This window comes from Streptomyces sp. NPDC056987, from assembly GCF_042673865.1.
GTDB lineage: Bacteria > Actinomycetota > Actinomycetes > Streptomycetales > Streptomycetaceae > Streptomyces.
Map to the genome: position 1 here is coordinate 130,980 of NZ_JBHURV010000007.1, position 25,573 is coordinate 156,552.

Annotated in this window: 18 protein-coding genes and 1 pseudogene; 7 read left to right on the top strand and 12 right to left on the bottom strand. The window is 70.8% G+C overall.

The genetic code is table 11. The features are described from left to right. Positions 1–128 precede the first annotated feature (128 nt). Positions 129–1,001 carry a helix-turn-helix domain-containing protein gene (locus ACFTZC_RS10965; RefSeq protein WP_382888483.1) on the top strand — a complete coding sequence of 291 codons (873 nt, stop codon included), beginning with the start codon at positions 129–131 and terminating at the stop codon, positions 999–1,001. Further along, the gene (locus ACFTZC_RS10970; protein WP_382888484.1) at positions 998–1,216 is read left to right on the top strand and encodes a DUF397 domain-containing protein; all 219 of its coding nucleotides are present in this window, start codon (positions 998–1,000) and stop codon (positions 1,214–1,216) included. The genes ACFTZC_RS10965 and ACFTZC_RS10970 overlap by 4 nt, the downstream gene beginning before the upstream one ends. 170 nt (positions 1,217–1,386) lie before the next feature. Here the strand turns inward: ACFTZC_RS10970 and ACFTZC_RS10975 are convergent, their stop codons facing one another. After that, positions 1,387–2,013, bottom strand: coding sequence for a LysE family translocator (locus ACFTZC_RS10975; RefSeq protein ID WP_382888485.1), 627 nt, complete (start codon positions 2,011–2,013; stop codon positions 1,387–1,389). 401 nt (positions 2,014–2,414) lie between these two features. On the opposite strand from ACFTZC_RS10975, the pseudogene ACFTZC_RS10980 reads away from it, so the two are divergent. Next, a pseudogene (locus tag ACFTZC_RS10980) lies at positions 2,415–4,056 on the top strand (IS1182 family transposase). 82 nt (positions 4,057–4,138) lie between these two features. Here the strand turns inward: ACFTZC_RS10980 and tnpA are convergent. Next, positions 4,139–4,555 (bottom strand): IS200/IS605 family transposase, encoded by a 417-nt coding sequence (tnpA, locus tag ACFTZC_RS10985; RefSeq protein WP_382888486.1) that lies wholly within the window; start codon positions 4,553–4,555, stop codon positions 4,139–4,141. 27 nt (positions 4,556–4,582) lie between these two features. On the opposite strand from tnpA, the gene ACFTZC_RS10990 reads away from it, so the two are divergent. Then, positions 4,583–5,827 carry an RNA-guided endonuclease InsQ/TnpB family protein gene (locus tag ACFTZC_RS10990; RefSeq protein WP_382888487.1) on the top strand — a complete coding sequence of 415 codons (1,245 nt, stop codon included), beginning with the start codon at positions 4,583–4,585 and terminating at the stop codon, positions 5,825–5,827. Between the two features lie 13 nt (positions 5,828–5,840). On the opposite strand, the gene ACFTZC_RS10995 is transcribed toward ACFTZC_RS10990, so the two are convergent. Further along, positions 5,841–6,179: a hypothetical protein gene (locus tag ACFTZC_RS10995; RefSeq protein ID WP_382888488.1), complete on the bottom strand. Its 339-nt coding sequence runs from the start codon at positions 6,177–6,179 to the stop codon at positions 5,841–5,843. A gap of 52 nt (positions 6,180–6,231) precedes the next feature. Here ACFTZC_RS10995 and ACFTZC_RS11000 point away from each other — a divergent pair, with 52 nt between their 5' ends. Then, the gene (locus ACFTZC_RS11000) at positions 6,232–6,960 is read left to right on the top strand and encodes a TetR/AcrR family transcriptional regulator (protein ID WP_365806820.1); all 729 of its coding nucleotides are present in this window, start codon (positions 6,232–6,234) and stop codon (positions 6,958–6,960) included. Here the strand turns inward: ACFTZC_RS11000 and ACFTZC_RS11005 are convergent. The 8 genes from ACFTZC_RS11005 to ACFTZC_RS11040 form a co-directional block, all read right to left on the bottom strand. Next, positions 6,951–7,664, bottom strand: coding sequence for a DUF4230 domain-containing protein (locus ACFTZC_RS11005; protein WP_382888489.1), 714 nt, complete (start codon positions 7,662–7,664; stop codon positions 6,951–6,953). The genes ACFTZC_RS11000 and ACFTZC_RS11005 overlap by 10 nt on opposite strands. Before the next feature lie 91 nt (positions 7,665–7,755). After that, positions 7,756–9,831 carry an ATP-binding protein gene (locus tag ACFTZC_RS11010; RefSeq protein WP_382888490.1) on the bottom strand — a complete coding sequence of 692 codons (2,076 nt, stop codon included), beginning with the start codon at positions 9,829–9,831 and terminating at the stop codon, positions 7,756–7,758. 142 nt (positions 9,832–9,973) lie between these two features. After that, positions 9,974–12,667: a pullulanase-type alpha-1,6-glucosidase gene (gene pulA, locus ACFTZC_RS11015; protein WP_382888613.1), complete on the bottom strand. Its 2,694-nt coding sequence runs from the start codon at positions 12,665–12,667 to the stop codon at positions 9,974–9,976. A gap of 193 nt (positions 12,668–12,860) precedes the next feature. Continuing rightward, positions 12,861–14,567, bottom strand: a complete 1,707-nt coding sequence (locus ACFTZC_RS11020; RefSeq protein ID WP_382888491.1) for a carbohydrate-binding module family 20 domain-containing protein — start codon at positions 14,565–14,567, stop codon at positions 12,861–12,863. Positions 14,568–14,744: 177 nt separating this feature from the next. Continuing rightward, entirely contained in the window at positions 14,745–16,439 is a 1,695-nt protein-coding gene (locus ACFTZC_RS11025; RefSeq protein WP_382888492.1) for a glycoside hydrolase family 13 protein, read from the bottom strand. Between the two features lie 108 nt (positions 16,440–16,547). Continuing rightward, positions 16,548–17,456, bottom strand: a complete 909-nt coding sequence (locus tag ACFTZC_RS11030; RefSeq protein WP_382888493.1) for a sugar ABC transporter permease — start codon at positions 17,454–17,456, stop codon at positions 16,548–16,550. Then, positions 17,450–18,499, bottom strand: coding sequence for a carbohydrate ABC transporter permease (locus tag ACFTZC_RS11035; protein WP_382888494.1), 1,050 nt, complete (start codon positions 18,497–18,499; stop codon positions 17,450–17,452). Before ACFTZC_RS11035 ends, ACFTZC_RS11030 begins: the two co-directional genes overlap by 7 nt. Before the next feature lie 31 nt (positions 18,500–18,530). Continuing rightward, positions 18,531–19,805 carry an extracellular solute-binding protein gene (locus ACFTZC_RS11040; protein WP_382888495.1) on the bottom strand — a complete coding sequence of 425 codons (1,275 nt, stop codon included), beginning with the start codon at positions 19,803–19,805 and terminating at the stop codon, positions 18,531–18,533. 336 nt (positions 19,806–20,141) lie between these two features. Here ACFTZC_RS11040 and ACFTZC_RS11045 point away from each other — a divergent pair, with 336 nt between their 5' ends. Together ACFTZC_RS11045 and ACFTZC_RS11050 are read left to right on the top strand one after the other, a co-directional pair. Next, positions 20,142–21,197, top strand: coding sequence for a LacI family DNA-binding transcriptional regulator (locus ACFTZC_RS11045; protein WP_382888496.1), 1,056 nt, complete (start codon positions 20,142–20,144; stop codon positions 21,195–21,197). A gap of 75 nt (positions 21,198–21,272) precedes the next feature. Further along, on the top strand, positions 21,273–22,319 hold the full coding sequence (locus ACFTZC_RS11050) for a phosphatase PAP2 family protein (protein WP_382888497.1): 1,047 nt from the start codon (positions 21,273–21,275) through the stop codon (positions 22,317–22,319). Here the strand turns inward: ACFTZC_RS11050 and ACFTZC_RS11055 are convergent. Further along, a complete protein-coding gene (locus ACFTZC_RS11055) occupies positions 22,304–25,426 on the bottom strand; it encodes a bifunctional [glutamine synthetase] adenylyltransferase/[glutamine synthetase]-adenylyl-L-tyrosine phosphorylase (protein ID WP_382888498.1) in 3,123 nt (1,040 codons plus the stop codon). The genes ACFTZC_RS11050 and ACFTZC_RS11055 overlap by 16 nt on opposite strands. Positions 25,427–25,573 lie beyond the last annotated feature (147 nt).

Genomic DNA, 25,573 nt, shown 5'->3' on the forward strand with positions numbered 1-25,573 from the left:
GTTTCGCCGCGCAGCAGCCTGCCCGCGAGACGGATGTTCACGCAACGTTGAATGGGCCTCCAGCTCTTTATTCACCCGTTCGGGTAATCGCGGGTCAGCTCGTCCCGGGCCCTGGTAGGAAATGCCCTATGCCAAACGTCAAACCGTCCACCGTGCTCGGGCGCCAACTCGGCGACGAACTGCGCCGCTTCCGCGAAAACGCCGGCTTCTCCACGGCTGGGGCCGCCGAGATCCTCGACTGCACCAAGGGGAAGATCAGCCGCATGGAGAACGGGCATGTCCCCGTCCGCTCCCCTGACTTGACCGCCCTCATCCAGGCGTACGACGTGACGGACCCGGCGGCCCACGAACGCCTGACAGCTCTGGCGCGCAGGGCCAACCGGCGGCGGCGTGAGGGCTGGTGGCAGCAGTACGGATCTGTACTCGGCGACGCGTACCGCGATCAGATCGAGATGGAGGACATCTGCCACAGCATTCGGACCTATGAAGTGCAGTTGGTGCCCGGACTACTACAGACCGCCGAGTACGGGCGCGCCGTGACCGTCGCCTCGCGCACTTGGCAGACGCCTGAGGAGATCGATCAGTTCGTTCAGGTGCGGCTTGCCAGGCAGGAACGGCTCAACGGTGAAACACCGTTGACCCTCTGGGCCGTGTTGGCCGAAGGCGTTCTTCATCAGCAGGTGGGCGGGCCGAGCGTGATGCGGGACCAGTTGGAGCACATGGCGGCCATGGCCGAGCAGCCCAACATCACCGTCCAGGTATTGCCGTTCTCGCGCGGGGCCCACTCGGGTATGTTCGGCCCGTACCTGTTGCTGAGCTTTCCGCAGATGGCATCGTTGGACCTCGTACTGTCGGAGACCCCGACCGGCAACATCTGGTTGGAGCGCGAAACCGAGGTCGCCCATTACCTGGCGCTCTTCGACGACGCCCGCACCGTGGCGCTGCCTCCGACGGAATCGCTCACTCTGATCCGCCGCGTCGCCAAGGAGCATTCACCGTGAGCCGTGCAGACACACTCCCCATTCATATATCTCCGGGTGCGGCGGAAGCCGTATGGCGTGCGAGCAGTTACAGCGGCGGGCAGGGCAACTGCGTGGAGGTGGCCGGCAATCTCCCGCTCGTCGTGCCCGTACGCGACAGCAAGCGCCCGGCCGGTCCCGTGCTCGGCTTCAGCCGCACCGCCTGGGGCACCTTCGTTCACACCTGGACCGGGTGAGCGCCGAGCGGTAGCGGGGTGGGCCGGTGGTGTGTTGTTCACCGGGCCCGCCCCTCCCGGTGTCGATGAGCGCGGTTCCAGGCCGACGGCTCCGACGCCGTGATCACACCAGCCCCAGCGAGATCATTACATCAGGGGCGGCAGCTGCGGGAGCGTCCAAGAGGTGCGGTCTACCCGGCCGTTGCGGTTCGAACTCCCAGGGAGACCAGCACCGCTCCGGCCAGCCGGCTCACCCCTCGCCGGAACCGAGGCGTGTCGATCACCGTGCGCGCGGCGGCAACCACTGAGGTCCAGAACAGCAGCCACACCACGACGATGGCCACATGCACGACCGCGAGCACCGCGATCTGCGGCGCGATGGGGCGGCTGGACGTGAGGAACTGAGGGACGAGGGTGAGATAGACCGAGGCCGCCTTCGGATTGAGGACGTTGGACCACAGCCCCTGGCCGAAGCCCCCGAGCTGTGCCCACGGCAAGCGCCAACGCTCCCTTCTCGTTGCTTCGACGCCGCGACGCGCTGAGCGCCAGGTGGTCACTCCCAGCCAGACGAGATAGATGCCGCCCAAGATCTTCACCACCGTCAACGCCTGGGCCGACGACATGACCAGCGCCGACAAGCCAACCGCGGCAAGCGTTGCGTGCACCAGGAGCCCACACGCCGAGCCGAACGTGACGAGGACGCCATCAGATCGCGAACCAGCGATCACCTGCTGCATGACAAGGGTGAAGCTGGTACCGGGAATCAATGTGAGAGGTGCGACTGCGGCCATGAAGCCGAGTACCTGATGCCACTGCACACACCGAGCATAGGCAACGAGATCTCCCTCAACCACCCGTTCTCCGATGGTGCTTCCAGCTCCAGGCAGGGGTCCCTCAGCTAGGAGATCACTAGCGGGACAAGCCTTGGGCCGTGATCTTCCACCCTCCCCGAACGGAGGTCAGACGACGTCGTCACCGGTCGTCGACGAGACCGGTGACCGAAGAAGGGCACGCACAGGGTCGATGTGCAGCGCCGGTACACCAACACGGCCGGTGCTGCCGAGGTCCCCTTGCCGTGCCTGTCTGCGCGACCTCTTACCGGGTCCTCTTGCAGAAAGCCCCACCCTTCGAGACTCCGTTGGGAAATTCAGAAACCGGCTTCGTCGGCTCGTTGAGGTCGGCATGATCGTTCTGTTCGTCGGAGCGAGGGGTGGGCTGGGTGTCGTTAGAGTTCCGGGATGACCGTGGGGTGCCGGAGCTGACCGCTCGGGTGGTGCGGGCGGCGTTCCCGAAGGGGACACTTGCGGTGCGGGTGCGTGAGGCTCTCGGTCCGCTGTTCGAGGACGGGTCCTTCGCGGAGGCGTTCGCGAAGCGGGGGCGTCCGGCGGTCTCGCCGGGCGCTCTGGCGCTGGTCTCGGTCCTGCAGTACGCCGAGGGGCTCACCGACCGGCAGGCCGCTGACCAGGTACGGGCCCGTATGGACTGGAAGTTCCTCCTCGGTCTGGAGCTGGACGACCCCGGGTTCGACTTCTCCGTCCTGAGCGACTTCCGCGCCCGGCTGATCGAGCATGGCCTGAAGGAGAAAGTCCTGGACCTGGTCCTGGAGCGGGTCTCCGCGCTGGGGCTGCTGCGGTCGGGGGGCCGTCAGCGCACCGACTCCACCCATGTGCTGGCGGCGGTGCGGACGCTGAACCGAATGGAGTTCGTCGGCGAGACCCTGCGCGCCGCGCTGGAGGCCCTGGCCGTGGCTGCCCCGGACTGGCTGAGCGGGCTGGGCCAAGCGCTACGGCGCCCGGGTTGGCTCCTACCGCTTTCCCAAAGGCGAGAACGTCCGTGCGCAGTGGGCCGAGGATGTCGGCCGGGACGGTTTCACCGTCCTTGAGGCTGTCCATGCTCCCGGGGCCCCGTGCTGGCCGCGGCAGATCCCGGCCGTCCAGGTCCTGCGCCGGGCCTGGGTGCAGCAGTACCACCGCGACAGCGAGGGGGTGCGCTGGCGGGAGGGCAAAGACCTCCCGCCAGCCAGACGCCGGCTCTCCTCGCCCTACGATCCCGACGCCCGCTACGGCCTCAAGCGGGGCTCGGGCTGGTGCGGCTATAAGACCCACCTGAGCGAGACCTGCGAACCCGATGCCCCGCACCTGGTCACCCATGTCCTCACCACGGACGCCACCGTCGCCGACACCGAGGTCACCGAGGCCGTCCACCAAGGCCTGGCACGACGGGAGCTGCTGCCTGACGAGCACGACGTCGATGCCGGATACGTCACCGCCGCGCACATCGTCGCCGCCCGCGACGCGCACCGCATCGAACTGCTGGGACCGGTCGGACTGGACACCTGCCACGAGAACCACGAGGGCGAACACTTCACACAGAGTGCGTTCACTGTCGACTGGGACGCCAAGAAGGCCGTCTGCCCCCAGGGCAAAGTCAGTGCCAGCTGGTCCGACCAGCGCAAGAGCAGCGGTACTCCCGCCTCGCGGGTGCACTTCACCGCCCTGGACTGCGCGGCCTGCCCGGTGCGGGACAAGTGCACCAGAGCGTCGAACGCCAAGTGGGGCCGCAGTCTCACCCTGCTGCCCCGCGAGCAGCAACAGGTTCTCGACCAGCGCCGCCAGGAACAGCGAACCGAGGAATGGAAGAAGCGGTACGACATCCGGGCCGGCGTCGAGGGCACGATCTCGCAAGCTGTCCGCCGCACAGGCATCCGCCACACCCGCTACACCGGACAACGCAAGCCCCACCTCGGCAACGTCCTCGCAGCCACCGCCATCAACATCATCCGCCTCGACACCTGGCTGAACGGCACCCCCCTCGGCCGGACACGCACCTCCCACCTGGCCGCACTCACCCTGACAGCCTGATCACCAGCCCCGTTTAGGTATTTCCCAACGGAGTCGTTCACGCCAGGGATGAATGCATCTCAGGGCCGCTCTGACGTGCACTTCAGAGCGGACGTTTTTGCTGCTCGATGTACTGGCGGACGATCGCCAACGGTGCTCCGCCGCACGAGGCCGAGAAATACGAGGGCGACCACAGATGCCCGTGCGTGACGGCGCGGTTGATCCGGCCCGTGAACTCCTGGCGTATCCGGCGGGCGGAGACGCCCTTGAGGCTGTTGACCAGCTTGGAGACGGCGACCTTGGGCGGGTAGTCGATCAGGAGGTGGACGTGATCGCGTTCGCCGTTGAACTCCTTCAGCTCCGCTTCGAAGTCCTCGCACACCTTGCGCATGATCTCCTCGCAGCGGGTCAGCATCTCGTCGTCGAACACCCCGCGCTGGTACTTCGTCACAAAGACCAAGTGCACATGCATCGCCGAAACAACGTGTCTGCCACGCCTGTAGTCATTCCGTTCATCCATGAGACCAACTGTAGTAGGGTCGCGGGTGTGCAGCTCCGCTACAACTACCGGGCCTACCCGGACGCTCCGCAGCGCCGTGCGCTGGCGCAGGCGTTCGGATGCGCCCGCGTGGTGTGGAACGACTGCCTGCGCGACCGGAAGGAAGCGCACGCGGCCGGGCTGCCGTACGTGAAGTCGGCCGAGCTGTCCCGGCTTCGCATCACCCAGGCCAAACGCACCGAGGAACGGGCCTGGCTCGCCGACGTGTCAGCCGTCGTCCTGCAGCAGTCCCTCCGGGACCTGGACACCGCCTACAAGAACTTCTTCGACTCGGTCAAGGGCAAGCGGCAGGGCCGCAAGGTCGGCCCGCCCCGCTACAAGTCGAAGAAGGACACCCGGCAGTCGGTCCGCCTCAACACCAACGCCTTCTCCCTCCAGGACGACAGCACGGTGTATGTGGCCAAGGTCGGCGGTCTCAAGGTCAAGTGGTCCCGCCGCCTTCCGGCCGCACCCACGTCCCTGACCGTCACCAAGGACAGCTGCGGCCGGTACTTCCTCAGCTTCGTCGTGGACACCGAGCCGGACATCCTGCCCGAGCTGGACAACGACACCGGTATCGATCTCGGCCTGTCCGCCTTCGCCGTCCTGTCCGACGGGACGAAGATCAGTGCCCCGCGCTTTCTGCGCCGGGCCGAGAAGAAACTCAAGCGCCTCCTGCGGGAGCTGTCCCGCAAGATGAAGGGATCGAAGAACCGGGCCAAGGCCCGCATCAAGGTCGCACGCCAGCACGCGCGGGTGGCGGACCGGCGCCGGGACTTCCACCACAAGGCATCCACACAGATCATCCGCGACAACCAAGCGGTGTATGTGGAAGACCTCGCGGTATCCGGCCTCGGGCGCACCCGGCTCGCCAAGTCCGTGCACGACGCGGGATGGTCCGCGTTCGTCGGCATGCTGGAGTACAAGGCGGCTCTGTACGGCCGGACCTTCGCCAAGGTGGACCGGGCCTTCCCGTCCTCGCAGGTCTGCTCGGCCTGCGGATTCAGGGACGGCCCCAAACCCCTGCACGTCCGGGAGTGGACGTGCGGCGAGTGCGGCACCGTCCACGACCGTGACCACAACGCGGCCAGCAACGTCCTGTTCGAAGGACGCCGAATCGTCGCCGCCGGACGGGCGGAGACCCTAAACGCCTGTGGAGCGCCGGTCAGACGGGCACACGTGCCCGCACAGCGCGGTGAAGCAGGAAGCCCCCGGAAGGGTCAGACGACCCAGGCCGGAATCCCTGGACTTTAGGCCAGGGAGCACGTCAAGGCAGCAGGAGCCAGTCCGCCGCCAGAGCGGTGAGGAGGCCCCCGGTGAGGAGCCAGGTGGAGAGGCGGGTGCGGCCGTGGCGGCTGAGCTCGATCACCACACCGCAGAGGATCATCGCCAGGCCGTAGACGCCCACGACGAGGACCGAGGTGCGTTCCGCCAGGCGGATCCCGAGCAGGGTCGCCAGGGTGAGCAGCAGCGCCGAGGCCACGGTGATGCGGAGCAGCCGGGCCTGACGGGGCGTCAGTTCGCTGCGGAGGGCGTCCGAGGTGGTGGGGTCGTCCGGGGTGGGGTCCGGGAGCGGGGTCGGCGCTGCCTCGTCGGGTGTGCTCATATGCCGGGAGCGTAACCGACATCTCACGGAAGCGGCCGGTTAGGCTGTGCGCATGACGACCGGGGTGCGCCGAAGGATGGCCGTCGAGGAGCGGAAGCGGCAGCTCATCGGGGTCGCGCTGGAGCTGTTCAGCCGCCGCTCCCCCGAGGACGTGTCGATCGACGAGATCGCCGCGGCGGCGGGGATATCCCGGCCCCTCGTCTACCACTACTTCCCCGGTAAGCAGAGCCTGTACGAGGCGGCGCTGCGGCGCGCGGCCGACGAGTTGGCGGCGCGGTTCCTGGAGCCGCACGAAGGGCCGCTCGGGGCGCGGCTGCACCGGGTCATGGAGCGGTTCTTCGACTTCGTCGACGAGCACGGCCCCGGCTTCTCCGCGCTCATGCGGGGCGGCCCCGCCGCCGGGTCGGGGACGGCCGCGGCGGCGTTGATCGACGAGGTGCGGCAGGCCGCGTACGAGCAGATCCTGGCCCATCTCGGGGTCCAGGATCCGCCCGCGCGGCTGGAGTTGGTCGTACGGTCCTGGGTCTCGCTCGCCGAGTCGACGGCGCTGCTCTGGCTCGACGGGCGGCGGATTCCGCGCCGGGAGCTGGAGTGGCAGCTCGTCCACGACTTCGCGGCGCTGGCCGCGGTGAGCGCCGCGTACGACGACGAGATGGCCGGGATCCTGCTGAAGATCGTCGCGGACGAGCCGGCCGACGGGGCTTTCGGTGATCTTCTCGGCCGGCTCGGCCGGTTGGGGGCCGGGGTGACGGCACTGCCGGGGCAGCGGCGTCAGGTGTAGGTGACCTTCACCTCGGTGAAGCCCAGGGAGCGCAGCAGCCCCTGGAGCATGGCGGTGGTGTTCTTCTCCGCCCGGGCGGTGAGTTCGCTGTCCTCGGCCGCCTCGCCGATGTGCCGGGCCGCCAGCCGGTTCACGGCGCGTTCGTCGGCCGGGTTGTCGGAGAAGAGGTCGCCGAGACGGTCGAGCAGTCCGCGCTGCTTGGACACGGCGTACGAGCGGTCGGCGTCCATCGCGGGGCTGCCGAGCCGCGCGTGCGGCAGGGTGATGGTCGCGGCGGTGCGCTCCTCGTTGACCTGGACGTTGCCGTCGCCGATGGAGCGGAAGTCGACGTACGAGCTGACCGTGCCCGCGCCGACGAAGAGGGTCCGGGAGCCGCGGATCGCGTCCGGCAGGTATTTGGTGTCCTTCTCCAGATCCACGACGACCTGGAAGTTGCCGGACGCGGCTTCGTACCGGTCGAGGTCCTGGATCGACTGGAGCAGGGTCGGTCCCGTACGGTCGTGGGTCTCCTCGCCGAAGAGACCACCGAGTCCGGGCAGCAGATCGAGCCGGCTGCCGAGGAAGAGCAGCGCGGCCGCGACGATGAGTGCGATGGGCACCTTGGCCCAGCGGGAGAGCCGCGCGGGGCGCGCCCCGTCCCGGCTCTTCCGGTTGTCCCGGCTCTCGCCCGGGCTCTCTTCCGGTTTCGCGTCGGTGGACGTCATACCTACCGGATGTCCCGCCCGGCCGCGTTCACACGGTCACAAGGAATTCTTTGCCGTCCGCCGGGCATCGAGCCGCTCGGGCCAACTCCGTTCAGTCCCCCGGAAGATGGCCTCTGAGCGCGCGGGCGAGGCCGCTCCGGCCGTCGTCGACGAGGCCGCGGTGGAAGGCGTTCTCGTACGCCGGGTTCCCGGCCGCCACCCGTGCCTGCCGCTCGCACTCCTCGCGGACCTGCTCCAGCTCCGGGGTGCCGCGCTGCGGATGGCCGATCATGCGCCAGAACGCCTGGCCGGTGCCGTAGGCGTGCGCGGCCCGTTCGCCGTCGCCCTGCGCGGCGACCGCGGCGGCGAGCAGGTCGAGGCCGAGGGCGATGCCGAAGCTGTCGCCCAGTTCCTCCTTGCCCGCGACCATGGAGCGGGCGTACGCCTCCGCCTCGTACGGCCGGCCCTGGAGGAGGAAGACCAGGGCGAGTTGGTAGTCCGCGTACGACCTGGTCCAGCACTCGCCGCGGTCCACGCAGACCCGGCGCAGCTCCACCGCCTGGTCGCGCGCCTCGTCGAACCGGCCGAGCCCGGTGAGCGCGAAGATCCGGGCCAGCCGGCAGCGGAGCTGGGCCGGCGAGTCGAAGAAGTCGGCCGGGTGGGTGCGCAGGGCGCGGTCCGCGACGACGTACGACGCCTGGGCGCGGCCCATCATCAGGCAGGTGAGGCTGAGGAGGTAGGCCGCGGAGAGCAGGGACTCGGGCTCCCGGTCGTGCCAGGCGGCGACGGAGCACCGTTCGCCGAGCCGGAACGCGCCCTCGTGGTCGCCCTGGAGCATGACGGTGACGCCGAGGGCCCACAGGGCGCGGCTGCGGTCGGGGCCCGGGGTGCGGTCGGCGTCGAGGGCGTACTCCAGGTAGAGCCTGGCCTCGTGGAGGTGGCCGCAGCAGGTCCAGAAGAAGGCGACGCGGCCGGCCATGTCCAGGGCCGCGGCGGGGTCCTCGGCGAGCAGGTGGTTGAGGGCGGCGCACAGGTCGGCGTGGGTGTCGGTGATCCTGCGGTACCAGGCGACCTGTCCGCCGCCGGCCCAGCCGGTGTGGGCGCGGCGGGCCAGGTCTGCGAAGTGGGCGGCGTGCCGGTCGGCGAGGAGTTTCTCCTCGCCGAGTTCGGCGAGCCACATCGTGCCGTACTCGCGGATGGTGTCGAGCATGCGGTAGCGGTCGTGGCCGTCCGCGCCGAAGGTGTCCCTGCGCAGCACGGACTGGCGGGCCAGCCCGGCGAGGGCCTGGGTGACGCCGTCGGGGGTGAGCGGGCCGCCGGCGCAGACGGCGCGCGCGTCGTTCGCGTCGATGTCGCCGCGGAAGACGGAGAGCCGGGCCCAGAGCAGCCGTTCCAGGGGCGCGCACAGTTCGTGGCTCCAGCCGATGGCGGTGCGCAGGGCGCGGTGGCGCTGGGGCCAGACGTTCTGGTGGGTGAGGGTGTCGAGACGGGAGTCGAGGAGGAGGGCGATCTGGTCGACGGAGTTCTCGTCGAGCCGGGCGCAGGCGAGTTCGACGGCGAGCGGGATGCCTTCGAGGCGGTGGCAGATCTGCGCGGCGGAGGCGAGGGTGTCCGGGTCGTCGAAGGAGAGCCGGGGCGCGGCGCGGGCGGCGCGGTCGCGGAAGAGCTGGAGGACGTCGTCCAGCCCGTCTTCTCCGTCCTCTCCGTCGACGCCGTCGAGCGGCAGCGGGGGTACGTCGAGGAGGTGCTCGGCGGGGATGCCGAGGGGCTGCCTGCTGGTGGTGAGGACGGTGAGGCCGGGGACGGCGGTGAGGAGTTCGCCGACGAGGTGGCCGCAGGCCTCGGTCATCCGCTCGCAGGAGTCGAGGACGAGGAGGAGCCGGCGGTGGACGAGCCATTCGCAGAGGGCGTCGATGGGCATGCGCAGGGAGTGGTCGGAGAGGCCGACGGCGTCGGAGACGGTGCTGAGCAGCATCCGCTCGTCGTGGAGGGGGGCCAGGTCGGCCCACCACACGCCGTCGGGGTAGTCTCCCGCCGCGCGGGCGCGCTCGGCGGCGCGCAGCGCGAGTCTGCTCTTGCCGACGCCGCCGCTGCCGGTCAGCGTGGTCAGCCGGTGCTCGCCGAGCGCGCGTTCCACCAGGATCAGTTCGGTCCTGCGCCCCACGAAGCTGGATGTCTCTTCGGGCATGTTCCCCACCACGGGGACAGTCTGGACCAGTTCGGGCCCAGGACCGACACCCGTGGTGGGAAACGGTCAGAAACAACTGTCATCTGCTGTATTTCCGTCAGTTACCGTTGACTTTTCGTCAATTGGTCTGCCACGTACGGATCTATTGGTCCGCGCCCGCACCCGTACCCGCGTCGAAGACCGCGACCGTGCGTGCCGGCACGGTGAAGGTGCCCGTCGCCCGTTCGTACGCGGCGGACCTGACCGTACGGTCCACGCCCCCGGCCTGGACGCGGTGCAGCGCGTACGGCCGTCCCGCCAGCCCCGACACCCGCTGGCTCCGCGTCGACGGCGTCGCGTTGAAGACCACCACCAGATCGCCGAGGCGCATCGTGACGACCCCGGGTGTCTCGTCGGGCCCGGAGAGCGGGAAGGAGAGCGCGGACTGGACGGCGGCCGTGGAGGCGAGGGAGAAGACCGGTTCCGTGGTGCGGATACGGAGCAGGTCCTGGTAGGCGGCGGAGGTGCCGTCGATCTCCGCACAGCCGGGCTTCAGCGCCGGGTCGGCCAACAGGGGCCGGGCGTAAGGCCACTTGTCCGCGTTGTCGGCGGCGGGCGGCAGCCCCCGGCCGAAGCCGTTGCCACTGCCGTCGCGGCAGTCCCAGTGGATCGCGTTGAACCAGTCGCCGCTGTCGTACGAGTTGCGGTCCAGCGACTTGGAGCGCAGCAGGTCCGTGCCGGCCTGGGAGAGCGCGGGCCCCTGCGAGAGCGCCGCGGTGGCGAGCGCCACCACCTGCATACGGGCGCGGTCGGCGGCCGGGGTCGCGGGCGGCAGCTTGAACGCCAGCGCGTCGTAGAGGGATTCGTTGTCGTGGGCGTCCGCGTAGGCCAGGGCGTCGCCGGGGACGGCCGCGTACCCGGCGGGGGCGCCGTTGTAGTCGACCTCCGCGCCCGTGACCCGGCGCCCGGACGTGTCCGTGAACGCGTATCCCGCGAGGCTGCCCGACAGGCCGACCTTCACCAGGTCCTGGGAGTGCAGCAGCCGGGCCCGCTGTTCCTCCCTGCTCCCGTTGGCGGAGGAGGAGTTGGGGTCGGTGTAGAGGCCCGAGGCGAAGCCCTGGACGCCCGGGTCGGCGTCGAATGGGCCGCCGCCGCGCACCGCGTCCCGCGCGCGGTCGGAGAAGGTCGCGACACCGGTGCCGGCCATGTTGCGCTGGGTGGCCTGGACGAAGCGGGCGTCGTCGGCGATCTCGCCGAAGTTCCAGCCCTCGCCGTACAGGACGATCGCCTTGCCGTCGACACCGTCCTTCGCGAGGGTCAGCGCGTCGAGCGCCTTCCGTACGGCGAGGATGTTCGCCTTGGGGTGGTGGCCCATCAGGTCGAAGCGGAAGCCGTCCACCTTGTACTGCCTGGCCCAGGTGACCACCGAGTCGACGACGAGCTTGCCCATCATGGCGTTCTCGGGCGCGGTGTTCGCGCAGCAGGTGGAGGTGGCGACGGAGCCGTCCGCGAGCAGCCGCTGGTAGTAGCCGGGCACGATCCGGTCGAGGACGGACTTCTCGTCCTGGCCGCTCGCCACGGTGTGGTTGTAGACGACGTCCATGACCGTGCGCAGCCCGGAGCCGTTCAGGGACTGCACCATGCGCCGGAACTCGACCGTACGCCGGGCGCCTTCGGGGTCGGAGGCGTACGAGCCCTCGGGCACCGTGTAGTGCAGCGGGTCGTACCCCCAGTTGTACGCGTCCCGGGCGGCGGTGCGCGCGACACACGCCTGCTGCTCGGCCGAGTCGGGCGCGTACACCGCCAGGTCGCAGCCGGGCACGGCCTGTTCGGACCTCTTCTCGGGGATGGTGCCGATGTCGAAGACCGGGAGGAGATGGACGTACGAGGTCCCGGCGGCGGCGAGCGCCCGCAGGTGCCGCATTCCGGCGGACCCGGTGTCGGTGAAGGCCAGGTATCCGCCCGGGTGGCGCGAGGTGGGGTCCGCGACCGAGAAGTCACGGACGTGCAGCTCCTGGATCTGCGCGTCGCGCAGCGGTACGGCCTCCGGCTTGCGCAGGGTGGACCAGCCGGCGGGCGCGAGCCGCGGATCGGCGAGGTCGACGACGAGGCTGCGCGCCGAGTCGGTGGTGAGCGCGGTCGAGTACGGGTCGGTGACCTTGTTGGTGACGGTCCGGCCCGCGGCCGGGGCCCAGACGGTCACGGCGTACCGGTACGGCTCACCCGCCCAGGAGGCGGGGCCGCGCACCGACCAGACGCCGGAGGCGTCGTCGCGCCGCATCGGGACCGTACGCGCGTCGGCGCCGGCCCCGAGTTCGAGGGAGACGGTACGGGCGGTCGGCGCCCAGACGGAGAGGGTGGGGCGGCCCCCGGTGAAGACCGGGCCGAGCGACGCCTTGGCCGCGCGGACGCTGTAGAGGTCGTCCAGGACGCCCTGGATCTGGACACCGGTGGCGGCGAGGAGGGTGCCGTCGGCCGCGCGCTGGGCGGCGGTGACCTGGCCGCGCAGCGCCGTACGAGCGCGGGGGCGGTCCCGGGGGTCCACGGTGAAGGCCGGGTACGCCCCGAGGTGCGGGAACCGGGCCCGCTGTGCGTCGGTGAGGCGGCCGGGCGCGAGCCGCAGCCGCCCGTCGCCGTACGCCAGCTCCTGACGGCTCCCGGGGGCGGCGGCGACCTTCCAGACGACGGTGCCCGCGTCGATCCACAGGGCCTCGGCGGTGGCCGCCGCCGGTGCGGAGACGGAGGCGGGCGCGGCGGTGGCCGGTACGGGCGCGAGCGCCGCGCACAGGGCGGCGGCGAGGACGGCGGTCACCGCGGCGCGCAGGGACGGGCGTTTCACGCGAGGGCTCCTCGGGATGGGGAGGTGAACAGGGGTGCGGAAGTGAACGGGGATACGGGAGTGAGGCGCCGGACGGACCACGGATGCGGCCCGTCCGGCGCTGTAGGCAGGTGTCCACGGCGGCCCCGCGCGGGCCGGTGCGGTTCGACGACGCCGCTGGTCGCGCGGGGAACCGCGCGACCAGCGGAAGGCGGAGCCGGAGCCGGAACGCCTAGCCGCGCCAGGTGTCGTTCAGTGTGACCTTGCCGGACGCGGGCACCGTGGCCGTGCGGTTGGCGCCGCTCTCCCAGGTCACCGCGCCCGCCGCGTCCTTGCGGAGGTACTTGTACTCGAACGTCGTGCCCGCCGGGAGCGCCACGTCGAGCTTCCACACCGGGTAGGCCGCCGGGTCGAGCTTCGGCGCGCCGCCGGTGCTCCAGTTGGCCAGCGCGGACTGGTTACCGGTGACGTAGATGTTCTGTCCGACCGTCGTCGTCGCGTTGACGCCGAAGGACGCCCCGGAGGAGCCCGGCTGTGGCTCCGTACCGCCGCCACCGGAGCAGTTCCGCGCGCCGGTGTGGAGTGCGAGCGCCGTGTTCGCGCCGAGCGTCGCGGTGAACTGGCCCGAGCCGTTGACCGTCACCGCCTTCCCGCTCTGCACGTCGCAGTAGGCGCCGCCCGGCAGGGAGGTCTGGAACGTACGGGTCAGTGCCGAGCCCTCGTGGTTGAGGGCCACGTACCCCGCCGAACCCCGGCCGAAGGCGATCTGGTCGCCGCCGTTGTCCCACCAGTCGGTGACGGCCTGGCCCCGGGTGGTGTTGCGGAAGCCGACCATGGACGAGATCTCGCGCCAGGCGTGCTGGCACTTCCAGCCGTCGCTGTAACAGGCGTTGACCGTACCGCCGTTGGGCGGGCCCGCGTCGCGGTCGGTGTACTCGTACCCGGAGTGCACGTCGGGCGAGCCGTACGGCCAGGCCAGCATGAACACATTGGCCAGCGTGTAGTTCGCGCCGTCCTTGTAGCTGAGGGTGTCGCCGCCGCGCTCGGTGTCGTGGTTGTCGACGAAGACGGCGGACTTCCCCGACGCCATGTACCCCCAGCCCTCACCGAAGTTCTTCAGATAGGCAAGGTTCTCGTTGAGGAAGACCCGCTTGAGGTCCCGGGCGTACCGGAACTCCTGGACGTCCCCGGTGCCGAGGTACTCGCCGGGCGAGACCGCCTCGCCCGCCCCGTAGATGGCCTCCTGCTTCCAGTAGGCGCCCGGATCGCTCAGCCTGCTCTTGATGTTGGCCAGGTCGGCGGCGGGCATGTGCTTGGCCGCGTCGATGCGGAAGCCGTCCACGCCGAGCGAGAGCAGGTCGTTGAGGTACGCGGCGATCCGGCCGCGTACGTAGTCCTCGCCGGTGTCCAGGTCGGCGAGGCCGACGAGTTCGCAGTTCTGGACGTTGGCGCGGTCGCCGTAGTTGCTGATGGTGGCGCGGCAGTCGTCCAGGTCGGCGCCCGAGTAGATGCCCGGGTAGTTGTACTTGGTGTACGAGGTGCCGCCGGTGCCGGTGCCGTCACCGGCGGCCATGTGGTTGATGACGCTGTCGGCGACGACCTTGACGCCTGCCGCGTGGCAGGTGTTCACCATGTTCGAGAAGGCGGCGCGGTCCCCGAGCCGGCCCGCGATCTTGTAGCTGACGGGCTGGTACGAGGTCCACCACTGGCCGCCCTGGATGTGCTCCTGGGGCGGCGACACCTGTACGTAGCCGTAGCCGGCGGGGCCGAGGGTGTCCGTGCACGCCTTGGCTATGGAGTCGAACTTCCACTCGAAGAGAACGGCCGTGACGTCCTTGCTGCCGGGCGGCGCCGCCTGCGCGGTCCCCGTGGGGACCGTGAGGGCGGCCGCCGCGCCCGCCACGAGGGCGAGCGCGGCCGCCAGGGGTCTGCGAGCCATGATTCCTCCAACAGCACTGGTGGGGGAGGTGCGGGTGACGGTTTGCCGTGCTGGTGGTGCGGGTGGTGCGTCTCTGGGGATGGGCCGGTCAGCGGCGGCAGGCGCTCGGACCGTGGCGGGCGCTCAGACCGTGGCAGGCGCTCAGGCCGTGGCAGGCGCTCAGGCCGTGGCAGGTGCTCAGACCGTCCACCACACCGTGGTGTCGGCCGGCAGCTCGAACTCCGCGCCCGGGGCGGTCTCCCCCGCGCCCACCGGTCCGCTCGCCAGCAGCCGCGTGCCCGGGGCGGGGATCCGTACCGCCGTCCCCGTCGTGTTGACGGTGCAGACGAAGCCGGCCCTGGCGAAGATCAGCACGCCCTCGGGCGCGTCCCGCCACGCCACGTCCGTGCCGGCGCCGAGCCCGGGGTGTTCCCTGCGTACGACGAGCGCGGCCCGGTACAGCTCCAGCGTGGAGGCAGGGTCGCCGGTCTGCGCCTCGACGGAGAGCTCCCCCCACTGCTCCGGCTGCGGCAGCCAGCTGCCGCCCTCGCCGAAGCCGTACGAACTCCCCCCGCGGGTCCAGGGGATGGGCACCCGGCAGCCGTCGCGGAAGCCGTCCTGGCCGTCGGCGCGGAAGTACGACGGGTCCTGCCGGGCCTCGTCCGGCAGGTCGGTGACGTCGGGGAGCCCCAGTTCCTCGCCCTGGTAGATGTAGGCGGAGCCGGGCAGGGCGAGCATCAGCAGCGTCGCCGCGCGGGCCCGGCGCAGTCCGAGCGTACGGTCGCCGGGCTCCCGGGTCTGGGTGCCGGCGCCGGGCGGGCCCGCGAAGCGGGTGGCGTGCCGGGTGACGTCGTGGTTGGAGAGCACCCAGGTGGTGGGGGCGCCGACGGGGCGCATGGCGGCGAGGGAGAGGTCGATGACCTCGCGCAGCGCCGCGCCCTCCCACGAGGTGGACAGGTACTGGAAGTTGAACGCCTGGTGCAGCTCGTCGGGGCGTACGTAGTGGGCGGTGCGCTCGACGGTCGGCGTCCAGGCCTCGGCGACGGCGATCCGGTCGCCGGGGTACTCGTCGAGGATGGTGCGCCACTGGCGGTAGATCTCGTGGACGCCGTCCTGGTCGAAGAAGGGCGTGCCGCCGTCGGCGGTGCCGAGCAGCCTGAGCCGGCCCGCGCCGCCGAGGTCGGGCAGTCCCGGCGCCTTGACCAGGCCGTGGGCGACGTCGACGCGGAAGCCGTCGACGCCCATGTCGAGCCAGAAGCGCAGGATGGAGCGGAACTCGTCGGCGACGGCCGGGTGGTCCCAGTTGAAGTCCGGCTGCTCGGGGGCGAAGAGGTGCAGATACCAGTCGCCGGGGGTGCCGTCGGGGTCGGTGGTACGAGTCCAGGCGGGGCCGCCGAAGACGGACTCCCAGTCGTTGGGCGGGAGTTCGCCGTGCGCGCCCTTCCCCGGCCGGAAGTGGTACCGCTCGCGCAGCGGGGATCCCGGGCCCTCGCGCAGCGCCCGGCGGAACCAGTCGTGCGCGTCGGAGGAGTGGTTGGGCACCAGGTCGACGATGACCCGCAGATCCAGCGCGTGGGCGTCGTGGATCAGCGCGTCGGCGTCGAGGAGGGTGCCGAACATGGGGTCGATGGCGCGGTAGTCGGCGACGTCGTAGCCGGCGTCGGCCTGTGGGGACGCGTAGAAGGGGCTGAGCCAGACGGCGTCGACGCCCAGTTCCCTCAGGTACGGGAGGCGGCGGCGTACTCCGTCGAGATCGCCCATTCCGTCGGCGTTGCCGTCGGCGAAACTACGTGGATAGACCTGGTAGATCACCGCGTCCTGCCACCAGCCGTGGCGGTGGCCCGGGGCGTCGTCGGACGTGCCGGAGAGAGGGGCAGCGAGGTGCTGGGTCATGTCGTCCCTGGAGTGTCTGGGGGCGGGTGGCCTGGAGTGTCCGAAGGCCGCGGTAACGGGCGGCGCGCTTACGGGCTTGCTGGGTGACCGGGTCACCGGGTTCTCCCGTCAGCCCTTGACCGCGCCCGCCGACATCCCGGTGACGAGATGGCGCTGGGCGAAGAGGAAGACGAGGGCCGCCGGGACGGCGATCAGCACGGACGCGGCGGTCATCGGGCCCCACTGGGCGCCGTACTGGTTGACGAACTTCTGGAGGCCGCCGGCGAGGGTCAGGTTCTCGTCGCCGACCATGAAGGCGGAGGCGTACGCGACCTCGCCCCACGCGGTGATGAAGGAGTAGAACGCGGTGACCGCGAGCCCAGGGCGCGCGAGCGGCAGGATCAGCCGGAAGAAGGTGCCGAAGGGGGTGAGCCCGTCCACCATCCCGGATTCGTCGATCTCCCGGGGGATGGTGTCGAAGAAGCCCTTCATCATCCAGGCGCAGAACGGCACGGCGATGGTGAGGTACGTGATGACGAGGCCGGTCGGATTGTTGAGGAGCCCGAGCCCCGACATGATGTTGTAGATCGGCACGATGAGGACGGCGACCGGGAACATCTGGGTGATCAGCAGCGTCCACATCAGCCCGCGCTTGCCGGGGAAGCGGAACCGGCTGACGGCGTAGCCGGTGGTGGCGGCGACGAAGACGCCGAGCACGGTGGTGAGGCCCGCGATGAGCAGCGAGTTGCCGAACCAGGTGAGGAACGGGGTGTCCCGCAGCAGGTTGGTGTAGTTCTCGAACGTGGTGTCCTTGAAGAAGTCCGTGGTGGTCGCGTAGCTCGCGGGCTTGAGCGAGGTCAGCAGGACCCACAGCACGGGGAAGACCGCGATCACCGACGCCACGGTGAGGGTGGCGTGCAGCGCGACGGAGGCCGCGGGGGAACGACGGCCCCGGGCTCCGGTGACGGGGGCGGGGGCCGTGCCGGTGGCCGGGGCTTCGGAGACGGCGGATTCCGGGGCCGGGGCGGTGGTCACCACGTATCTCCCTGCTTGCGGAGGACTCGCCGGTAGACCGCGGCGAAGAGCATCAGGAGGACGAGGATCAGCACGCCCCAGGTGGAGGACTGCGCGAAGTCGCGCGGGCTGATCTCGAAGGAGAACTTGTACGCCTGGGTGACCAGGATCTGGGTGGCGTCGCCGGGTCCTCCCCTGGTCAGCAGGAAGATCACCGGGAACATGTTGAACGTCCAGATGGTGGAGAGCAGGATCACCGTCGTGCTGACGGAGCGCAGCCCCGGCATGGTGATGTGGACGAACCGCTGCCAGGCGTTGGCACCGTCCATCTCGGCCGCCTCGTACATCTCCCCCGGGATGGACTGGAGTCCGCCGAGGAGCGCGACCATCATGAAGGGCACGCCGAGCCAGATGTTGACGGCGATGACGGAGAACTTCGCCCACGTCGGGTCGTTGAGCCACGGCACGGCGTCGATGCCGCCGCCGGCGAGCAGCTTGTTGAGGAAGCCGCGGTCCTCGTTGTAGAGGAAGCGCCAGGCGAAGACGGAGACGAAGCCGGGCACGGCCCAGGGCAGGATCAGCAGCATCCGGTAGAGGGAGCGGCCCGCGATCCGGCGGTTGAGGATGTTCGCGAGGGCCAGGCCGAGGCCGAAGGTGAGGCCGACGCAGGAGACCGACCAGACCAGGGTCCAGCCCAGGGTGGACAGGAACTGGTCGCCCGTCAGGGCCGCGGTGTAGTTGTCCAGCCCGACGAACTCGTAGGTGGCGGGAAGGTGGTTGACGCCGATGCTGCGTTCGACGTTGCGCTCGTTGGCGTCGGTGAGCGACAGGTAGACGCCCCGGACCAGCGGATAGCCGATGATCACGCCGATCACGACGACCACCGGGGTGACCATGGTCCAGGCGTACCAGTGCGTCGCCAGTGCCCGGCGGAATCTGCCGCCCGGGCCCCCGGCCGGGCCCCCGGGCCCGGTGGCGCCGGGCGTGCCAGAGCCGCGGCCCCGGCCGCGGGCGAGTTCGTCGCCCGCGGCCCGCGCCACCGACTGGCCGGTGGTGTGCACGGCCATCAGCCGGCCTCCCTTTCTCCTGCTGTTCCTGCTACTTCCAGCCCTTGAGCAGCTTGCGGTAGGCGTCACCGGTGGTCTCGACGCCCTTCTCCGGGGTGCTCTGGCCGGTGAGGACCTTGGTGTACTCGGTGACCAGCGGCGCGAACAGGCTGCCGGTCTCCGGGATCCAGGGGCGCTCGACGGCCTTGTCGACGACCGGCTTGAAGAACCCGACGATCTCGTTGTCCGCGACGCCGGGCATCGCGTAGACGGAGGTACGGGTCGGGAGCAGGCTGAGCTGCTCGGCGACGGTCGCCTGGCTCTGCGCGGCGGTCATGTACTCCACGAACGCGTAGGAGGCGTCCAGGTTCTTGGAGCCCGCGTACACCGCGAGGTTGTGGCCGCCCTGCGGGGCGCCCTGCGCGACGGAGCCCGCCGGTACGGGCGCGATGCCCAGGTTGGCCTTGTCCTTGAACTGCGCGCCGCCGTAGGTGTCGGCCACGGCCCAGGGGCCGTTGATGATCATCGCGACGTCGCCGTCCTTGAACGACGCCTGCATGTTCTCCCAGCCGTCGGTGGCGTCGGTCTTGGCGGCGCCGGAGTCGACCAGGTCCTTGACGACGTTCATGGCCTTGACGCCGGCCGGGTTGTCGACGGTGACGGTCTTGGATCCGGCGTCGACGAGGTTGCCGCCCTCGCCGTACAGGAACGACAGGAACCAGTAGGCGTCGTCGCCGCGCAGGTAGAGCCCGGTCTTCCCGGTCTTCTCCTTGATCGTCTTCGATACGGTCTTCAACTCGGCGACCGTCTTGGGGACTTCGACGCCCGCGTCCTTGAAGATCTTCTTGTTGTAGAAGATGCCCATGGAGTCGATGACCTGGGGCGCCGCGTACGTCTTGCCGTCGTACTCCGTGGAGGCGGCGGCCTGCGGCAGGAAGTCCTTCTCGTCCTTGAGCGCCGGGGTGCCGTCGAGGGGCGCGAGATAGCCGAGATCGGCGAACTCGGGGGTCCAGGCGACCTCGGAGCGGATCACGTCGGGGGCGCCGGAGCCGGACTGGGCGGCGTTCTTGAACTTGTTCTGGGCGTCGCCGAACGGCACGTTGACGTACTTGACCTCGACCTTGGGGTGCTTCTCCTGGAACCCCTCGGCGAGCTTCTTGAACACCTTGTCCTCGCTGCCGACGGTCGAGGTGTCCCACCACGTGACCGTCCCCGAGAGCTCGCCGCCCGAACTCTTCGAGCCGCCGGAACCCCCGTCGCCGCCACAGGCGGTCGCCGCGAGGGCCAGGATCGCGGCCAGGGCGGTGGCCGTTATGCCACGTCGCATCCGAACTCCTTCAACTGCCGTACCGCTCCGTCGCGGCGCCCGGTCGGACGTGAACGTAACAGCGATGCAAGAAGGCCGAAAGACCTTGCGGAATATTTCTGCAAGGTCCGCCGATCGTTACCGGCATGTGTCCTGTCGATTTCGCCGCTCACCCTTGACGGCTCCACCGATCCCCGTCACCCACCGGCGACCAGGGTCCCCGCCCCCACGGAAGCGCGTCAACCGCGCCGCAGGAAGGTTTCGCAAGAACTTGCAAGAACTTGCCGCGCGCCGGCCGGTCCCGCGCTCGCCACGCCCGGTGGGCAATCCGACAGACGACCGGTACAGTCCACTCACATGACCGCACGGCTTGCCGATATCGCAACTCAGGCGGGGGTCAGCGAAGCGACGGTCAGCCGCGTTCTGAACGGCAAGCCCGGTGTTGCCGCGACCACCCGTGAGTCCGTACTCGCCGCGCTCGACGTCCTCGGATACGAACGCCCCGTACGGCTGCGGCGCCGCAGCGCCGGGCTCGTCGGCCTGATCACGCCGGAGCTGGAGAACCCGATCTTCCCGGCGCTCGCCCAGGTCATCGGGCAGGCGCTGACCCGGCAGGGGTACACCCCCGTACTGGCCACGCAGACGCCCGGCGGCTCGACCGAGGACGAGCTGACGGAGATGCTGGTCGAACGCGACGTCTCCGGCATCATCTTCGTCTCGGGGCTGCACGCGGACACCTCCGCCGACATGCGGCGCTACGAGAAGCTGGGCGCCCAGGGCGTGCCGTTCGTCCTGGTGGACGGCTTCTCGCCGAAGGTCAGGGCGCCGTTCATCTCGCCGGACGACCGGGCGGCCGTACGGCTGGCGGTGACGCATCTCGTCTCGCTGGGCCATCAGCGCATCGGGCTGGCGGTCGGGCCCAAGCGGTTCGTCCCGGTGCTCCGCAAGATCGAGGGTTTCCGGGCCACGGTCCAGGAGTTGCTGGGGCTGACCGGGCCGCAGACCGACGAGCTGATCCAGCAGTCGCTCTTCACTCTGGAGGGCGGCCAGGCGGCGGCGTCCGCGCTGATCGAGCGCGGCTGCACGGCGGTGGTGTGCGCGAGCGACATGATGGCGCTCGGCGCGATCAGGGCCGCGCGCCGGCTCGGACTCGACGTGCCGCGCGACCTGTCGGTGGTCGGCTTCGACGACTCGCCGCTCATAGCCTTCACCGACCCGCCGCTGACGACGATCCGCAAGCCGGTGCCGTCGATGGGCCAGGCCGCGGTCCGTACGCTGCTGGAGGAGATCGGCGGTACGCCCGCCCCGCACAGCGAGTTCGTGTTCATGCCCGAGCTGGTAGTACGCGGTTCAACCGCTTCTGGTCCGGCCCCCGGACCCCCAGGGATATCCGGGTCGCGATCTCGTCCCTGAGACGGAGCACATGCGGGCGGAACCCGTCCGAGGGATGATCGGTCGAGGGTGAGGAATCTGGCAGACTCTCGCCCTATGGGTGAATCGACGGTAAAGGCAGAGGAAGGCCGCACGGCCACCCCGTTCCCCACGCCGTCACCCACCGCGGACGAAGCGGCCCCGGGGGCGCAGGCGACGGAGGCGGTCACGGTCACGGACACACACGCGAACCCGGAGACGGAGCCGGACACGGCCCCGAACACGGAGCCGACAACGGCCCCCGAAACGGACCGGACGGCACCGCGGGAGCCCGCACCGGCCACCCCCGCGGCCCCGAGCGCCTCGGCCGTCTCCGAGGTACGGCCCCGGCGGCTGGGGCAGCTGCGCTCGCCGCGCCGCCCGCGCATCTGGTTCGAGATCCTGCTGATCGCGGTCAGTTACTGGACGTACTCCCTCATCCGCAACGCGGTCCCCGAGCAGCGCACCCAGGCACTGAAGAACGCCGACTGGATCTGGCAGGCGGAGAAGACCCTCGGCATCGCCGTGGAACAGAGCGTCAACCACGCCCTGAATTCGGTGACGTGGCTGATCGTGGCCATGAACTACTACTACGCCACACTGCATTTCGTCGTCACGATCGGTGTGCTCGTCTGGCTCTTCCGCAGTCATCCGGGCCGGTACTCCGCCGCCCGGCTGACCCTCTTCGCGACCACCGCCGTGGCCCTGCTCGGTTACTACCTGTATCCGCTGGCGCCGCCGCGGCTGATGTCCGGCGGGCACTTCATCGACACGGTCGTCCTTCACGAGACCTGGGGCTCGATGGCCTCGGGCAACCTGAAGAACATGTCGAACCCGTACGCGGCGATGCCGTCGATGCACATCGGCTGGTCCCTCTGGTGCGGCCTGACCATCTTCGCCGTCGCGTCGGCGCCCTGGGCGAAGATCCTGGGCCTGCTCTACCCGGCGGCCACCCTGGTGGTCATCGTCGCCACGGCCAACCACTTCTGGCTGGACGCGGTGGGCGGCATGCTCTGCCTGGCGTTCGGCTTCACGGTCTCGTACCTCTGGTACGGGGCGCTGCCGCACCACCTGCCGCGCCGGGCCGCGGACGACCGCGGGCGGCCACGTCAGGGCGCCCCGTAGAACAGCTCCTCCATCACCGCCCGCGCCCTGCGCGTGGTGCGCCGGTAGTCGTCCAGCATGCCGCCGCTGACGCCGCCGTACCCGTTGGGGTAGGGACCGTTGGCGGCACCGAGGCCATTGGCGGCGGCCGGCCCGTTGACCGCGCCGAGGCCGTTGGCGGTGTGCTGCGGATCGGCGGGCTGCCGCTCCGGTACGCGGGCGTAGCCCAGGTAGCGGCCCATCGCGCCCATCTCGCGGCTGTCCGACGGGAAGGTGTCGCCGGGCCTGCCCCGGACCAGCATCACGCCGTTGCGCACCCGGGTCGCCAGGACCCACGCCTCGTCCAGGACGGCCGCCTCCTGCGCGCCGAGGAGTCCCGCCGCGTGCGCCGCCGCCAGGGCCGCGCGGGTCCGGGTGGTCCGCAGCCCCGGCACCTCCCAGGCGTGCCGCATCTGAAGGAGCTGTACCGTCCACTCGACGTCGGAGAGGCCGCCGCGGCCCAGCTTGGTGTGGAGCGTCGGGTCGGCGCCGCGCGGCAGCCGCTCCGACTCCATCCGCGCCTTGAGCCGGCGGATCTCCCGTACCGCGTCCTCGCCGAGGCCCCGTTCCGGATACCGCAGCGGGTCGACGAGCCGGATGAAGCGGCGTGCCAGCTCCGCGTCGCCCGCCATCGGTTCGGCGCGCAGCAGCGCCTGGCTCTCCCACACCAGCGACCAGCGCCGGTAGTACGCGGCGTAGGAGGCGAGCGTACGGACCATCGGGCCGCTCTTGCCCTCCGGCCGCAGGTCCGCGTCGATCAGCAACGGCGGGTCGGAGGTGGGGACCTGGAGCAGCCTGCGCATCTCGGCGACCACCGCGTTCGCGGCCTGGGCGGCCTCGTGCTCGCTCACGCCGTCGCGCGGCTCGTGGACGAAGAGGACGTCCGCGTCGGAGCCGTACCCGAGTTCGTGCCCGCCGAAGCGGCCCATCCCGATGACCGCGAACCGGGTGGGCAGGGTGTCGCCCCACTGGTCGCGGACGACGGCGCGCAGGGCCGCCGCGATCGTGGCGGCGTTGAGGTCGGTGACCGCGTTGCCGACCCGGTCGACGAGGGCGCCGGGGTCCTCCTCGGCGGGGGACTCCTCCGTGCCGTACGAGCCGATCAGGTCGGCCGCCGCCGTACGGAACAGCTCCCGCCTGCGGACTCCGCGCGCGAAGGTGACGGCGCCCTCGGCGGTCTCCGCGCGGCCGACCGCCGCGAGGACCTCCTGTTCGAGGTGGTCGCGGCCGCGCGGGGTCAGCCCGCCCGGGTCGCCGAGGATGGCCACGGCCTCGGGGGCGCGCAGCAGCAGATCGGGGGCGAGCCGCCCGGCCGACAGGACGCGGGCGAGGTTCTCTGCGGCGGCGCCCTCGTCCCGCAGCAGCCGCAGGTACCAGGGGGTCTTGCCGAGGGCGTCCGAGACCTTGCGGAAGCCGAGCAGCCCGGCGTCGGGGTCGGCGGAGTCGGCGAACCAGCCGAGCAGCACCGGCAGCAGCGTCCGCTGGATGGCGGCCTTGCGGCTCACCCCGGACGACAGCGCCTCCAGATGGCGGAGCGCGGCGACCGGGTCCGCGTAGCCGAGCGCTTCGAGCCGCTGCCCGGCCGCCTTCGGGGAGAGCCGGATCTCGCCGGGTGCGAGCTGGGCGACCGCGTCGAGCAGCGGCCGGTAGAAAAGCTTCTCGTGCAGCCGGCGGACGGCCGAGGCGTGCCGCCGCCAGGCCCGGTCGAGTTCGGCGACGGGGTCGCCGCGCAGCCCGAGCGAGCGGCCGAGGCGGCGCAGGTCCGCCTCGTCCTCGGGGACGAGATGGGTGCGGCGCAGCCGGTAGAGCTGGATGCGGTGCTCCATGGCGCGCAGGAAGCGGTACGCCTCGTCGAGCTGGGCGGCGTCCGCGCGGCCCACGTAGCCGCCGGCCGCGAGCGCGTCGAGGGCTTCGAGCGTGGAGCCGCCGCGCAGGGAGGCGTCGCTGCGGCCGTGCACCAACTGGAGGAGCTGTACGGCGAATTCGACGTCGCGCAGCCCGCCGGGGCCGAGCTTGAGTTCGCGTTCGGCCTGGCCGGCGGGGATGTTGTCGATGACGCGGCGGCGCATCTTCTGCACGTCGGGGACGAAGTGGTCGCGTTCGGAGGCCTGCCAGACCAGCGGGGAGACGGCGTCGATGTAGTCGGCGCCGAGGACCGGGTCCCCGGCGACGGGGCGGGCCTTGAGGAGCGCCTGGAACTCCCAGGTCTTCGCCCAGCGCTGGTAGTAGGCGAGATGGCTGCTGAGGGTCCGTACGAGCGGTCCGTTGCGCCCTTCGGGGCGGAGGTTGGCGTCGACGGGCCAGATGGTTCCCTCGGCGGTGGATTCGGAGCAGATCCGCATGAGGTGGGAGGCGAGGCGGGTGGCGGCCTGCACGGCGCTCTTCGTCCCGTCTGCCTCGTCGGCGCCCAGCGGGGGTTCGCCGACGAAGATGACGTCCACGTCGGAGACGTAGTTCAGCTCGTGGCCGCCGCACTTGCCCATGGCGATGACCGCGAGCCGGCAGGCGGCGGCGTCCTCGGGCGCGGCGGCCTTGGCGATCGCGAGGGCGGCGCGGAGGGTCGCCGTCGCCAGGTCCGCCAGCTCGGCGGCGATCTGGGCGACGTCGGCCGTGCCGCAGACGTCCCGGGCCGCGATGGCCAGCAGGGAGCGGCGGTAGGCGATCCGCAGCGAGACGGCGTCCTTCGCCTCGGCGAGGCCGTGTTCGAACTCCTCGACGCCGGGGTGCAGGTCCGCCAGCTCGTAGGTGACCAGGACCTGCCAGTCCTCGGGGTGCCTGGCGAGATGGTCGCCGAGCGCCTCGGAGGCGCCGAGCACCCCGAGCAGCCGGTCCCGCAGGGGCTTCGCGGCGATCACGGTGTCGAGCAGGACCCGCCGGTCCTCCGGCTCGGCCGCCTCGGCCACCCGGACCAGCCCGCGCAGCGCGAGATCCGGGTCGGCGGTCTGGCCGAGCGCGTCGAGCAGCAGGGGGGCGGAGCGTACGGGCGCCATCTCCGGGACGTCGAGCAGCCGCTCCGCGGCGGAGGGGTCGGTGAAACCGTGCCGCAGCAGTCGGGTGAACGTACTGCTTCTGCGTCCCGGCATGGTCATGTCGCCGTCTCCTGTCAGCTCGGCATCCGCCCGATCGACCACCGGGGACCGGGCCCGGCCGGTCCCCTCCCGGCCGGGCCCGGTCCCGGTGGCTGCGATCCCGGAGATCGAGCCTAGTCGCAGGCGGTGGCGGAAGACCGCCGCCGG

What these genes read in the sequence shown, in the direction of transcription:
- ACFTZC_RS10965 (WP_382888483.1), top strand. Translation starts at nt 129, where the DNA reads ATGCCAAACGTCAAACCGTCCACCGTGCTCGGGCGCCAACTCGGCGAC.
- tnpA (WP_382888486.1), bottom strand. Translation starts at nt 4,555, where the DNA reads ATGGATGAACGGAATGACTACAGGCGTGGCAGACACGTTGTTTCGGCG.
- ACFTZC_RS10995 (WP_382888488.1), bottom strand. Translation starts at nt 6,179, where the DNA reads ATGAGCACACCCGACGAGGCAGCGCCGACCCCGCTCCCGGACCCCACC.
- ACFTZC_RS11000 (WP_365806820.1), top strand. Translation starts at nt 6,232, where the DNA reads ATGACGACCGGGGTGCGCCGAAGGATGGCCGTCGAGGAGCGGAAGCGG.
- ACFTZC_RS11005 (WP_382888489.1), bottom strand. Translation starts at nt 7,664, where the DNA reads ATGACGTCCACCGACGCGAAACCGGAAGAGAGCCCGGGCGAGAGCCGG.
- ACFTZC_RS11010 (WP_382888490.1), bottom strand. Translation starts at nt 9,831, where the DNA reads ATGCCCGAAGAGACATCCAGCTTCGTGGGGCGCAGGACCGAACTGATC.
- ACFTZC_RS11020 (WP_382888491.1), bottom strand. Translation starts at nt 14,567, where the DNA reads ATGGCTCGCAGACCCCTGGCGGCCGCGCTCGCCCTCGTGGCGGGCGCG.
- ACFTZC_RS11025 (WP_382888492.1), bottom strand. Translation starts at nt 16,439, where the DNA reads ATGACCCAGCACCTCGCTGCCCCTCTCTCCGGCACGTCCGACGACGCC.
- ACFTZC_RS11035 (WP_382888494.1), bottom strand. Translation starts at nt 18,499, where the DNA reads ATGGCCGTGCACACCACCGGCCAGTCGGTGGCGCGGGCCGCGGGCGAC.
- ACFTZC_RS11040 (WP_382888495.1), bottom strand. Translation starts at nt 19,805, where the DNA reads ATGCGACGTGGCATAACGGCCACCGCCCTGGCCGCGATCCTGGCCCTC.
- ACFTZC_RS11045 (WP_382888496.1), top strand. Translation starts at nt 20,142, where the DNA reads ATGACCGCACGGCTTGCCGATATCGCAACTCAGGCGGGGGTCAGCGAA.
- ACFTZC_RS11050 (WP_382888497.1), top strand. Translation starts at nt 21,273, where the DNA reads ATGGGTGAATCGACGGTAAAGGCAGAGGAAGGCCGCACGGCCACCCCG.
- ACFTZC_RS11055 (WP_382888498.1), bottom strand. Translation starts at nt 25,426, where the DNA reads ATGACCATGCCGGGACGCAGAAGCAGTACGTTCACCCGACTGCTGCGG.